The sequence below is a fragment of the Enterobacter sp. 200527-13 genome (assembly GCF_027924865.1).
Lineage (GTDB): Bacteria > Pseudomonadota > Gammaproteobacteria > Enterobacterales > Enterobacteriaceae > Enterobacter > Enterobacter ludwigii.
This window is the reverse complement of sequence record NZ_BSCM01000002.1, coordinates 58,796-70,682: the sequence shown is the minus strand read 5'-3', so window position 1 is coordinate 70,682 and position 11,887 is coordinate 58,796. Positions and strand designations below refer to the sequence as shown.

Annotated in this window: 12 protein-coding genes; 6 read left to right on the top strand and 6 right to left on the bottom strand. The window is 56.2% G+C overall.

Going from position 1 to position 11,887, the window contains the following annotated elements; translation table 11 throughout:
- Window positions 1-115: 115 nt before the first annotated feature.
- From sdaA to pabB, 3 genes are all read right to left on the bottom strand, one after another.
- Entirely contained in the window at window positions 116-1,480 is a 1,365-nt protein-coding gene (sdaA, locus tag QMG44_RS09575) for an L-serine ammonia-lyase (RefSeq protein WP_020883424.1), read from the bottom strand.
- Window positions 1,481-1,664: 184 nt separating this feature from the next.
- Entirely contained in the window at window positions 1,665-2,243 is a 579-nt protein-coding gene (locus tag QMG44_RS09570) for a CoA pyrophosphatase (RefSeq protein WP_014170594.1), read from the bottom strand.
- A 6-nt stretch (window positions 2,244-2,249) separates the two neighbouring features.
- The gene (gene pabB, locus QMG44_RS09565; RefSeq protein WP_086532373.1) at window positions 2,250-3,596 is read right to left on the bottom strand and encodes an aminodeoxychorismate synthase component 1; all 1,347 of its coding nucleotides are present in this window, start codon (window positions 3,594-3,596) and stop codon (window positions 2,250-2,252) included.
- A gap of 61 nt (window positions 3,597-3,657) precedes the next feature.
- On the opposite strand from pabB, the gene QMG44_RS09560 reads away from it, so the two are divergent.
- Window positions 3,658-3,840 carry a YoaH family protein gene (locus QMG44_RS09560; protein ID WP_020883426.1) on the top strand — a complete coding sequence of 61 codons (183 nt, stop codon included), beginning with the start codon at window positions 3,658-3,660 and terminating at the stop codon, window positions 3,838-3,840.
- Between the two features lie 6 nt (window positions 3,841-3,846).
- On the opposite strand, the gene QMG44_RS09555 is transcribed toward QMG44_RS09560, so the two are convergent.
- Entirely contained in the window at window positions 3,847-4,191 is a 345-nt protein-coding gene (locus tag QMG44_RS09555) for a RidA family protein (RefSeq protein WP_044867699.1), read from the bottom strand.
- Window positions 4,192-4,322: 131 nt separating this feature from the next.
- Here QMG44_RS09555 and QMG44_RS09550 point away from each other — a divergent pair, with 131 nt between their 5' ends.
- The 5 genes from QMG44_RS09550 (at window position 4,323) to rnd (ending at window position 10,701) form a co-directional block, all read left to right on the top strand.
- Window positions 4,323-6,233, top strand: coding sequence for an ATP-dependent DNA helicase (locus QMG44_RS09550; RefSeq protein WP_014170590.1), 1,911 nt, complete (start codon window positions 4,323-4,325; stop codon window positions 6,231-6,233).
- A 66-nt stretch (window positions 6,234-6,299) separates the two neighbouring features.
- On the top strand, window positions 6,300-6,995 hold the full coding sequence (tsaB, locus tag QMG44_RS09545) for a tRNA (adenosine(37)-N6)-threonylcarbamoyltransferase complex dimerization subunit type 1 TsaB (RefSeq protein WP_014170589.1): 696 nt from the start codon (window positions 6,300-6,302) through the stop codon (window positions 6,993-6,995).
- A 37-nt stretch (window positions 6,996-7,032) separates the two neighbouring features.
- Entirely contained in the window at window positions 7,033-7,614 is a 582-nt protein-coding gene (locus QMG44_RS09540; RefSeq protein ID WP_020883430.1) for a Slp family lipoprotein, read from the top strand.
- A gap of 202 nt (window positions 7,615-7,816) precedes the next feature.
- Entirely contained in the window at window positions 7,817-9,502 is a 1,686-nt protein-coding gene (gene fadD, locus QMG44_RS09535; protein WP_025203871.1) for a long-chain-fatty-acid--CoA ligase FadD, read from the top strand.
- Window positions 9,503-9,585: 83 nt separating this feature from the next.
- Window positions 9,586-10,701 carry a ribonuclease D gene (gene rnd / locus QMG44_RS09530; RefSeq protein ID WP_123266851.1) on the top strand — a complete coding sequence of 372 codons (1,116 nt, stop codon included), beginning with the start codon at window positions 9,586-9,588 and terminating at the stop codon, window positions 10,699-10,701.
- A gap of 78 nt (window positions 10,702-10,779) precedes the next feature.
- Here the strand turns inward: rnd and minE are convergent, their stop codons facing one another.
- Complete coding sequence (gene minE, locus QMG44_RS09525; RefSeq protein ID WP_008500504.1) at window positions 10,780-11,049, bottom strand: cell division topological specificity factor MinE; 270 nt, start codon at window positions 11,047-11,049, stop codon at window positions 10,780-10,782.
- 3 nt (window positions 11,050-11,052) lie between these two features.
- On the bottom strand, window positions 11,053-11,865 hold the full coding sequence (gene minD, locus QMG44_RS09520; protein WP_014170584.1) for a septum site-determining protein MinD: 813 nt from the start codon (window positions 11,863-11,865) through the stop codon (window positions 11,053-11,055).
- Between the last annotated feature and the right edge of the window lie 22 nt (window positions 11,866-11,887).

The following is an 11,887-nucleotide window of genomic DNA, read 5'->3' as shown; positions in this document are numbered from 1 at the left end:
ACCAAAAGCCGAGGCAACACAGCAAGTGTAGTGGGGAAATATTAAGTCGACGAGAAAGGGATAAAAATTCGCCCATCCGTGGAAGATGGGCGAGAGAGGCGTTGAGGTGAAACGGTTAGTCGCACTGCACCTTTATCGCCAGACCGCCGCGGGAGGTCTCACGATATTTGGCGTTCATGTCTTTACCGGTTTCGTACATGGTCTCGATAACCTTGTCCAGCGAAACGCGTGGCTCGCTGGTACGGCGCATGGCCATACGCGTGGCGTTGATCGCTTTTACCGACGCGATAGCGTTACGTTCAATGCACGGTACCTGCACCTGACCCGCAACCGGATCACAGGTGAGACCGAGGTTATGTTCCATACCGATTTCAGCCGCCACACAGACCTGCTCCGGGCTGGCACCCAGCAGCTCTGCAAGACCGGCCGCGGCCATAGAACAGGCCACGCCCACTTCACCCTGACAGCCCACTTCAGCGCCAGAGATAGACGCATTCATCTTGTACAGCGCACCAATCGCCCCTGCTGCCAGGAAGTAGCGAATGTAGATATCAGGCGTTACGGGTTCAATAAAGTGATCGTAGTAGGCCAGTACCGCCGGAACGATACCGCACGCGCCGTTCGTTGGTGCAGTCACCACCCGGCCACCCGCGGCGTTTTCTTCGTTCACCGCCAGCGCAAACATGTTCACCCAGTCGACCACGTTCATCGGGTCGTTAGAGAATTTGTCTGTGGTGACCAGCATACGGCGCAGCGCAGAGGCGCGACGCGGCACGCGCAGTGGCCCAGGCAGTACGCCTTCGGTGTTCATGCCGCGATCGATACAGGCCTGCATGGTTTGCCACACGTTCGCAAAATAGTCTTCAATCTCTTTTTTGCTGTGCAGCGCCAGTTCGTTCTGCATCACCATGCCGGAAAGTGACAGACCGGTTTCATGGCAGTAGTCCAGCATCTCTTTGGCGGACTTGAACGGGTAAGGTACGTTCACATCACCCGTTGTATCTTTGCCGAAGTGTTCCTCATCAACGATAAAACCACCGCCAATAGAGTAATAGGTTTTGCTGTAGATCACTTTGTCGCCGTTAAAGGCGTGGATCTGCATACCGTTTTCATGCAGGGAGAGGTTATCGCTACGAAAACGCATGCCGTCATCATGCGGGAAATCCACTTCATGCTGACCGTTTGCCAGCAGCAGGCGGCCGCGCGTTTCCACGTCGCGGATAAATGCCGGAATGGCATCAATATCTACGGTATCCGGCATATTGCCCGCCAGACCCATAATAATGGCGATATCGGTGTGGTGGCCTTTACCCGTTAATGACAGTGAGCCGTAAACATCCACGGCGACACGGGTAACGCTTTCCAGTAATCCTTTTTCGACCAGATCATCGACGAACTGTTTACCGGCCTTCATCGGGCCAACAGTATGGGAAGACGAAGGGCCAATTCCCACTTTGAACATGTCGAATATACTAATCACTTTCACACTCCTGACAGGGTTACCGGGGTTCCAGTAACGATGTTATAACTGCGCATAGTGTAAGAGGGAAGACCGACCTCGGCTTAACTATTCACATGAATTAAACTAATGGTTAACGATGGTTTTGCTAATAGCGCGACGCCGATCGCAAACCTGGCAGAAGAGGGTGGAATGTAAAGTATAGTCAAGGCTTCAGGCCGATTTGCAGCGCCAGTTCACGAATGATGCCCGCCGTCATGCCCCAGACAAAATAATGCTGATACCAGGACAACCACACCCGGTGCGCATGACCCCGACGCTGGATATCCAGCGGATGATAACGCCCGAGCCGAAGGGCCTCTTCCAGCGGCATCTCAAACACCGCAGACACTTCATCGACGCTGGCGTGATATTGCAGATCCGGCGGGATAATGCCGACCACCGGTGTGACCTGAAAACCGGTCACGCTGTCGACCGGCGGCAGCACGCCAATGATCTCAACAGCTTCAGGCGGAATGGCGACCTCTTCCTGGGCTTCGCGCAGCGCGGCGGCAATCAGCGAGGCGTCAGAACTGTCCACGGCACCACCCGGAAAGGCGACCTGACCGGCGTGCTTACGTAAATGTGGCGAACGCTGGGTGAGCAGCAGACCCGGCTGCTCACGACGGACCACCGGGATCAACACCGCTGCCTGACGTTGATTGAGGGCTTCGCGGCTCACGTTGGGCCGCAAAAGCTGAAAGCGCGACAGAAAATCATCCAGCGTCAGGTTCTCTTTTTCCACCCGTCATTACTCCAGTTGTTTCAGGATACGGTTAACTTTATCAAAGGTTTCCTGATATTCCGCATCGACCTGGCTATCAGCAACAATTCCGCCCCCTGCGGAACAGTACAGATTCCCGTTACAGGCGGTCAGCGTTCGAATGGTGATGCTGGTATCCAGCGTACCGCAGAGACTGATATAGCCAATGCTGCCGCACCAGGCGTTTCGACGATGCGGTTCCAGCTCATCGATTATTTCCATTGCCCGCACTTTAGGCGCGCCGGTTATCGAGCCCCCCGGGAACGCGGCGCGAAGCAGATCGCAGGCCGTGCGCGAGGCGGGCAGTTGCGCGGTAATGGTGCTGACCAGGTGATGCACCGCGGGGAACGGCTCGACGACAAACAGTTCAGGGACACGCACGCTTCCCGGTACGGCGACCCGGCCAATGTCGTTACGCATGAGGTCGACAATCATCAGGTTTTCAGCGCGATCTTTTAACGAGGCCGCCAGTTTTTCCGCCTGCTGGCGGTCGGCAACAGGATCGGCCAGCCGGGGAAGCGTGCCTTTAATCGGTCGCGTCTGAATAGTGCCATCGGCAAGATGAATAAAACGCTCGGGCGAGAGGCTCAGGATAGCGCCCTGTTCCAGGCGCAGAAATGCACTGAACGGTGCCCGGTTACTGGCGTTGAGGCGGGTAAATGCCTGCCACTCATCGCCTTCACAGGTTGCCTGAAAACGCTGGGCAAGGTTGACCTGATAGCAATCACCGCTCTGCAGATACCCCTGAACCCGCTCAAACTTCGCGGCGTACTCCCGCGCGGTCATGTTGGCGCGCCACGCAGAGGTCAGGTGGAAATCCGCTGTTGCGACGGGGACCTGTGCCTCAAGCCAGGCAAGCCGGGCGGACACGTCCTGATGGCTGAGCAGAGAGACCGCCTGCTTGTGGTGATCGACGATTATTGCCCAGTCGTAAAGCCCCACCGCCATATCCGGCAGCGGAATGTCGTCCTGCGCAGTCTCCGGCAAGGTTTCGAAGCGGCGACCTAAATCATAGCCGAACAAGCCCAGCGCACCTCCCTGGAAGGGAAGGTCGGGATTTTGCGGAACGGTTAAGCTCAGCGCGTCCAGCGCCTGCTGAAGTAATGACAGCGGATCGTCCGTTGACTGCGTTTCGCCCGTCGTAGTCACATTCCCTTGTGTTATCAGGGTCTGCAGAGGGTCGGCAACCAGAATATCAAAGCGGCTATAGGGATGATCCGCATAACCGGAGTGCAGCAACATCGCAAAAGGAAGATGGCTGAGGCGGGCAAACCAGAATTCCGCGGCGTCTGAACGCCAGGGTAACGAAATGACTGTAGGGGGTAACGGGTTCATGTGTGGCATACTACCGGGCAGCGTGAAATAATTAGCGCGGATAATTTAGCAGGAGTTGACAATGTTTGCAGGTTTACCTTCTCTGAGCCATGACCAGCAGCAGAAAGCGGTTGAGCGTATTCAGGAACTGATGTCCCAGGGGATGAGCAGCGGACAGGCGATCACGCAAGTTGCTAATGAACTTCGCGCCACCCACACCGGCGAGCGGATCGTGGCGCGTTTTGAGGATGATGAAGAGGAGTAATCCGGCTTAAACCGCCGCGATAATCTTAATTTCGACTTTGTATTCCGGCTTCATCAGCGTCGCCTGTACGGTACACCGTACGGGCGCATGTCCCGCCACAACCCAGGCATCCCAGGCTTTATTCATCGCCGCAAAATCGTCTTTACTGGCAAGAAAAATGGTCGCATCCAGAATGCGTGATTTGTCGCTGCCTTGCTTTTCCAGCACGGCGTCAATCTGCGCCAGCGTATTCGCCGTCTGTTCAAAGGCATCTGCGTCGAGATTTTCCGGTACACCGGTGTAGTAGAGCGTCTGGTTATGGATGACCACATCAGACCAGCGTGTTTCGGCATCAATGCGCACAATTGTCATAAACGTTTCCTCGTTATTTTCATGTCAGTCGGCAAGACTGCCATATTGTGTTCCCCTCGTCACTATTTGGGGTGGCACTGGAGAGGATGGGCTGACATAATCCCTGTGCAAAAATACAGTGAGAGAGCAACGTGGCAGACGATTTTTCCCCAGAAGGTCAGTTAGCACAGGCGATTCCCGGTTTTAAACCGCGTGAACCCCAGCGGCAGATGGCGCATGCCGTGGCCCGCGCAATCGACACCGCGCAGCCGCTGGTGGTGGAAGCCGGTACCGGCACGGGCAAAACCTATGCCTACCTGGCGCCAGCGCTGCGGGCTAAAAAGAAAGTGATCATCTCCACCGGGTCTAAAGCGCTGCAGGACCAGCTTTACAGCCGCGATCTGCCCACGGTCGCCAACGCCCTGAAGTATAAAGGCCGCCTGGCGTTGCTGAAAGGCCGCTCCAACTACCTCTGCCTTGAACGGCTTGAGCAGCAGGCGCTGGCGGGCGGTGATCTGCCGGTGCAGACGCTCAGCGATGTCATTATTCTTCGCGCCTGGGCCAATCAGACGGAGGAGGGGGATATCAGCACCTGCGCGAGCGTGCCGGAAGACTCTCCCGCCTGGCCGCTGGTCACCAGTACCAACGACAACTGCCTGGGGAGCGACTGCCCGCTGTATAAAGATTGTTTTGTGGTGAAAGCGCGTAAAACCGCCATGGATGCGGATGTCGTGGTGGTCAACCACCATCTCTTCCTTGCCGATATGGTGGTTAAAGATAGCGGCTTTGGCGAACTGATCCCGGAAGCGGACGTGATGATCTTCGATGAAGCCCACCAGCTTCCTGACATCGCCAGCCAGTATTTTGGCCAGTCGCTCTCCAGCCGCCAGCTGCAGGACTTAGCGAAAGATTTCACCATTGCCTACCGCACCGAGTTAAAAGATACCCAACAGCTGCAGAAGTGTGCTGACCGCCTGGCGCAAAGTGCGCAGGATTTTCGCCTGCAACTGGGTGAGCCGGGCTATCGCGGTAATCTGCGTGAGCTGCTGGCAGACAAAAATATCCAGCGCGCGCTGTTGCTGCTCGATGATGCCCTTGAGCTTTGTTACGACGTGGCGAAACTATCGCTCGGCCGTTCCGCACTGCTGGATGCCGCCTTTGAGCGCGCCACGCTCTATCGGGCACGCCTCAAACGGCTGAAAGAGATAAACCAGCCGGGGTTCAGTTACTGGTATGAATGCACCTCCCGCCATTTCACGCTGGCCCTGACGCCGCTGACGGTGGCGGATAAATTCAAAGAGGTGATGGCGCAAAAACCGGGAAGCTGGATCTTCACGTCGGCAACCCTTTCGGTGAATGACGATCTACACCACTTTACCGGGCGTCTGGGGATTGAGGAGGCGGAGTCGCTGCTGCTGCCCAGCCCGTTTGATTATGAAAAACAGGCGTTGCTCTGCGTTCCGCGTAATCTGCCTCTGCCTAACCAGCCCGGCGCGGCGCGCCTGCTGGCGGCAATGCTCAGGCCGATGATCGAGGCCAACAACGGCCGCTGTTTTATGCTCTGCACCTCCCACGCGATGATGCGCGATCTGGCGGAGCAGTTCCGCGCCACCATGACTTTGCCGGTTCTGCTTCAGGGCGAGACCAGCAAAGGGCAACTGTTACAGCAGTTTGTCAGTGCCGGTAACGCCCTGCTGGTAGCCACCAGCAGCTTCTGGGAAGGGGTGGACGTGCGGGGAGATACCCTGTCGCTGGTGATCATCGATAAACTGCCGTTTACCTCACCGGACGATCCGCTGCTGAAGGCACGTATGGAAGACTGCCGTTTGCGCGGCGGCGATCCTTTTGATGAGGTCCAGCTACCGGACGCGGTGATCACCCTTAAACAAGGGGTAGGGCGCCTGATTCGCGACACAGACGACCGCGGCGTGCTGGTTATATGCGATAACCGGCTGGTGATGCGCCCTTACGGTGCGACCTTCCTTGCCAGCTTGCCGCCCGCGCCGCGCACGCGGGACATTAAACGCGCGGTTCGCTTCCTGGCAAACCCAACGGCGGAGTAATTTGCCCGTGAGTATGCTAAGATGCGCGCCATTTTGTGACTGACCATTGCGAGAGCGCGACGACTGATGCGAATTCTGGCTATTGATACCGCGACAGAGGCCTGTTCTGTTGCTCTGTTGAACGACGGTGCTATCTCTGCTCATTTCGAAGAGTGCCCACGAGAACACACCCAACGCATTCTGCCTCTGGTTAAAGAGATTTTAACCCGGGGCAACACCACCTTAACCGACCTCGACGCACTGGCCTTTGGCCGTGGCCCCGGCAGCTTTACGGGCGTACGCATTGGAATTGGCATTGCGCAGGGGCTGGCGCTGGGCGCAGAACTGCCGATGATCGGTGTTTCCACGCTGGCAACCATGGCGCAGGGCGCATGGCGTATGACCGGGGCAACGCGCGTTCTGGCGGCCATTGACGCCCGAATGGGAGAAGTTTACTGGGCAGAATACACCCGCGATGAAAATGGCATCTGGCACGGTGAAGAGACCGAGGCTGTCCTCAAGCCGGAAGCGGTGACCGAGCGGCTGAAACAGCTGTCCGGCGAGTGGGCGACAGTAGGCACCGGCTGGCCGGCATGGCCAGAGATGGCTAACGGCACCGGGATCACGCTGACAGACGGCAACATGCTTCTGCCCGCCGCAGAGGATATGCTTCCCATCGCCTGTCAACTGCTTGAGGCGGGCAAAACCGTGGCCGTTGAACATGCGGAGCCGGTTTATTTGCGAAACACCGTCGCGTGGAAGAAACTTCCGGGCCGGGAATGAATCTCAGTAACAGGAACTGAGAAAAAGGAGTCGCATCATGGCGGTTCAGACTAAAGTTGTACGCCTTTTTATGGCAGGCGCAGTGGCCATAGCACTGAGCGGATGCGTTTCCGTTCCTGATGCGATTAAGGGCAGCAGCCCCACGCCACAGCAGGATCTGGTTCGTGTGATGAATGCGCCTGAGCTTTACGTCGGTCAGGAAGCGCGCTTTGGCGGCAAGGTTATCGAGGTGCAAAACCAGCAGGGGAAAACCCGTCTGGAGATTGCCACCGTTCCGCTGGATAGCGGTGCGCGGCCCATCCTTGGCGAACCTTCCCGTGGGCGTATTTATGCCGACGTTGGCGGTTTTCTCGACCCGGTCGATTTTCGCGGACAGCTGGTCACCGTCGTCGGCCCGATTACCGGTTCGGTAGAGGGCAAAGTCGGCAACACACCGTATAAATTTATGACCATGCAGGTCAACGGGTATAAGCGCTGGCGGCTGACACAGCAGGTCATCATGCCACCTCAGCCGATGGATCCGTGGATGTGGGGTCCACATCCTTATCGGTATGGCTACCCGGGCTGGGGCTGGTATAACCCGGGGCCTGCACAGGTTCAGACAATCGTTACTGAGTAACTCCCTGTAATTGTTAGAAAAGAGACAGCGGCTCAGCCGCTGTCTCTGTTTTTTACGAATAAAACGAAAAAAAAGAGTGACGCGCTTCGCAACCTTAAATCTGAACAATTAATAAACTGGTACGCTGAGTTAATATAATGTTAACAAACTGTTTATTATCGGGGTTGTGATGACGACGAACACTCATTTCAGAGGTGATGCATTGAAGAAGGTTTGGCTTAACCGTTATCCCGCAGATGTTCCTGCCGAGATCAATCCTGACCGTTATCAATCCCTGGTTGAATTGTTTGAACACTCGGTGAGGCGTTACGCAGACCAGCCTGCTTTTGTGAATATGGGCGAGGTCATGACGTTCCGTAAACTTGAGGAGCGTAGTCGGGCGTTCGCCGCCTATCTGCAGGAAGGGCTGGGGCTGCAAAAAGGGGATCGCGTCGCGCTGATGATGCCGAACCTGCTGCAATACCCGGTGGCGCTGTTCGGTGTCCTGCGTGCCGGGATGATTGTTGTCAACGTTAACCCGCTGTATACGCCGCGGGAGCTGGAGCATCAGCTCAACGACAGCGGTGCCGCCGCCATTGTGATTGTCTCTAACTTTGCCCACACGCTGGAAAAAGTGGTCGACAAAACCCAGGTCAAACACGTCATCCTGACGCGTATGGGGGATCAACTCTCTACCGCCAAAGGGACACTGGTTAACTTTGTCGTCAAATACATCAAACGTCTGGTGCCGAAATACCACCTGCCGGACGCGATCTCCTTCCGCAGTGCGCTGCAGGCGGGCTACCGCATGCAATACGTTAAACCGGAAGTGGTATCAGAAGACCTCGCGTTTCTGCAGTACACCGGCGGCACAACGGGTGTGGCTAAAGGCGCCATGCTGACCCACCGTAACATGCTGGCAAACCTTGAGCAGGTGAATGCCACCTACGGACCGTTGCTGCACCACGGAAAAGAGCTGGTGATCACCGCGCTTCCGCTTTATCACATCTTCGCGCTGACCATGAACTGTCTGCTGTTTATTGAGCTGGGCGGTCAAAACGTATTGATCACGAACCCGCGCGATATTCCGGGGCTGGTGAAAGAGCTGGCGAAATATCCGTTCACCGCCATGACCGGGGTGAATACGCTGTTTAACGCGCTGCTCAACAACAAAGAGTTCCAGAAGCTCGATTTCTCCACACTGCACCTCTCTGCGGGTGGCGGTATGCCGGTTCAACAGGCCGTTGCCGAACGCTGGATGAAACTGACGGGTCAGTATTTACTGGAAGGCTATGGCCTGACGGAGTGCGCCCCGCTGGTCAGTGTGAACCCGCACGATATCGACTATCACAGCGGAAGCATTGGCCTGCCGGTTCCGTCGACGGAAGCCAAACTGGTTGATGATGACGATAACGACGTGGCGCCAGGTGAACCGGGCGAACTCTGTGTCAAAGGGCCGCAGGTGATGCTGGGCTACTGGCAACGTCCTGACGCGACCGATGAAATTATCAAAGACGGTTGGCTGCACACAGGTGATATCGCCGTGATGGATGAAGAGGGCTTCCTGCGTATCGTCGATCGTAAGAAAGACATGATTCTGGTTTCCGGTTTCAACGTCTACCCGAATGAAATCGAAGATGTGGTGATGCAGCACAGCGGCGTGCTCGAAGTGGCTGCCGTAGGCGTCCCTTCCGGGAGCAGCGGTGAGGCGGTGAAGATTTTTGTGGTCAAAAAAGATCCTTCTCTTACGGAGGAGGCGCTGATCACCTTCTGTCGTCGTCAGCTGACCGGCTACAAGGTGCCGAAGCTGGTTGAGTTTCGCGAGGAACTGCCGAAATCGAATGTCGGAAAGATATTACGACGAGAATTACGTGACGAAGCCCGTGGCAAAGTAGACAATAAGGCCTGAGCTTCACGCTAATCGCCCAGACGCCGGTTAAGCCGGCGTTTTTTATGGGCGCAAACAAAAGAGAATCCGTTTTGAATTACCAGATGATCACGACCAACGACGAGCTGGCTTCGCTGTGCGAAGTGACGCGCGACTTTCCTGCCATTGCCCTGGATACCGAGTTTGTCCGCACCCGGACCTACTATCCGCAGCTGGGGTTGATTCAGATGTACGACGGTAAACACGTGTCGCTGATCGACCCGCTCGGCATTACCGACTGGACGCCGATGCGTGACCTGCTGCTCGATACTGCGGTAACGAAATACCTGCACGCAGGCAGTGAAGATCTGGAAGTCTTTCTGAATACTTTTGGCGTCATGCCACAACCGTTGATAGATACACAGATCCTCGCGGCCTTCAGTAATCGACCGCTCTCATGGGGCTTTGCCGCCATGGTTGAGGAGTATACGGGCCTGACGCTGGATAAAAGCGAATCCCGCACCGACTGGCTGGCACGCCCATTAACCGAGCGTCAACTGGAATACGCGGCGGCAGACGTGTTTTACCTCCTGCCGATTGCTGGCCAGCTGATGAAAGAAGCGGAAGCGTCAGGCTGGTTGCCCGCCGCGCTGGATGAGTGCCGAATGACGCAGCAGCGTCGTCAGGAAGTGGTTGATCCGAAAGAGGCCTGGCGCGATATCAGTAACGCCTGGCAGCTGCGTACGCGTCAGCTGGCGTGTCTGCAGCTGTTAGCGGACTGGCGTTTGCGTAAAGCACGCGAGCGCGATCTGGCCGTTAACTTTGTGGTACGCGAAGAACACCTCTGGGCGGTCGCGCGGTATATGCCGGGCAGCATGGGCGAACTGGACAGCATCGGGCTTTCCGGCAGCGAGATCCGTTTCCACGGTAAAACCCTGCTTGCGCTGGTGGCAAAAGCGCAGGAAATGCCGGACGAAGCACTGCCGGAGCCACTGCTGAATCTGATGGATATGCCGGGCTATCGCAAGGCGTTCAAGGATATCAAAGCGCTGGTGCAGGACGTCGCGACGCAAAGCAAACTGGGCGCGGAACTGCTGGCGTCACGCCGTCAGATTAACCAGCTGCTGAACTGGCACTGGAAGCTGAAACCTCAGAATGGTTTGCCGGAAATGATGGCGGGCTGGCGCGGGGAATTGATGGCCGATCGCCTGAATACGGTGCTGGAAGGTTATCCGCGATAATGAAAATGCCGGGTCATGCTGACATGCCCGGCACATTTCCCCGGCGGCATACGCTTACCGGGGATACACAATCCCGAACTACGGACGTGACTCTTCGGCTTCCGGGAGCGTAACGTTCAGCTCCAGAATCGAAATATCCCCGTCTTTTTGCTCCAGCTGCACCGTGACCATCTCCGGGTCAATCTGCACATACTTACAGATCACTTCCAGGATGTCCTTACGCAGCTGCGGCAGGTAGTGTGGCTCGGCGTCACTACGACGACGCTCCGCAACGATGATTTGCAGTCGTTCTTTTGCGATGTTGGCGGTGTTCTTTTTCCGCGAGAGAAAAAAGTCCAGTAATGCCATAACTTATCCTCCGAACAGGCGTTTGAGGAAACCTTTCTTCTCTTCTTCAATGAAGCGGAAAGGACGTTCTTCTCCCAGCAGACGGTCAACGGTATCCGCGTACGCTTTACCTGCATCTGCCATTGTATCCAGGATCACTGGCTCGCCCTGGTTAGAGGCGCGCAATACGGATTGATCTTCCGGGATCACACCGACCAGTTTGATGCGCAGGATCTCCAGCACGTCTTCCATGCTAAGCATGTCACCTTTGTTCACGCGACCCGGGTTATAGCGGGTCAGCAGCAGGTGCTCTTTAATGGGTTCTTCGCCATTTTCCGCACGACGCGATTTGGAGGCGAGGATCCCCAGAATACGGTCCGAGTCACGCACGGATGAGACTTCAGGGTTAGTGGTGATGATGGCTTCATCAGCGAAGTAGAGTGCCATCAGGGCGCCCGTTTCGATGCCGGCAGGGGAGTCACAGACAACGAAGTCAAACTCCATTTTTTTCAGCTCATCGAGCACCTTTTCCACGCCTTCGCGGGTCAGGGCGTCTTTATCACGCGTCTGAGAAGCCGGAAGGATGTAGAGGTTTTCGGTGCGCTTGTCTTTAATCAGCGCCTGGTTCAGTGTGGCGTCGCCCTGAATGACGTTCACGAAGTCATAGACCACGCGACGTTCACATCCCATGATCAGGTCGAGGTTACGCAGACCGATATCGAAATCGATAACGACGGTTTTCTTTCCCTTCTGGGCCAAACCAGTAGCGATGGCCGCGCTGGAGGTGGTCTTGCCAACGCCTCCTTTACCCGAAGTAACAACAATAATGCGTGCCATAGAAATTCCTTGTTAAAAAGGG

What these genes read in the sequence shown, in the direction of transcription:
- pabB (WP_086532373.1), bottom strand. Translation starts at nt 3,596, where the DNA reads ATGAACCCGTTACCCCCTACAGTCATTTCGTTACCCTGGCGTTCAGAC.
- QMG44_RS09560 (WP_020883426.1), top strand. Translation starts at nt 3,658, where the DNA reads ATGTTTGCAGGTTTACCTTCTCTGAGCCATGACCAGCAGCAGAAAGCG.
- QMG44_RS09555 (WP_044867699.1), bottom strand. Translation starts at nt 4,191, where the DNA reads ATGACAATTGTGCGCATTGATGCCGAAACACGCTGGTCTGATGTGGTC.
- tsaB (WP_014170589.1), top strand. Translation starts at nt 6,300, where the DNA reads ATGCGAATTCTGGCTATTGATACCGCGACAGAGGCCTGTTCTGTTGCT.
- QMG44_RS09540 (WP_020883430.1), top strand. Translation starts at nt 7,033, where the DNA reads ATGGCGGTTCAGACTAAAGTTGTACGCCTTTTTATGGCAGGCGCAGTG.
- rnd (WP_123266851.1), top strand. Translation starts at nt 9,586, where the DNA reads ATGATCACGACCAACGACGAGCTGGCTTCGCTGTGCGAAGTGACGCGC.
- minE (WP_008500504.1), bottom strand. Translation starts at nt 11,049, where the DNA reads ATGGCATTACTGGACTTTTTTCTCTCGCGGAAAAAGAACACCGCCAAC.
- minD (WP_014170584.1), bottom strand. Translation starts at nt 11,865, where the DNA reads ATGGCACGCATTATTGTTGTTACTTCGGGTAAAGGAGGCGTTGGCAAG.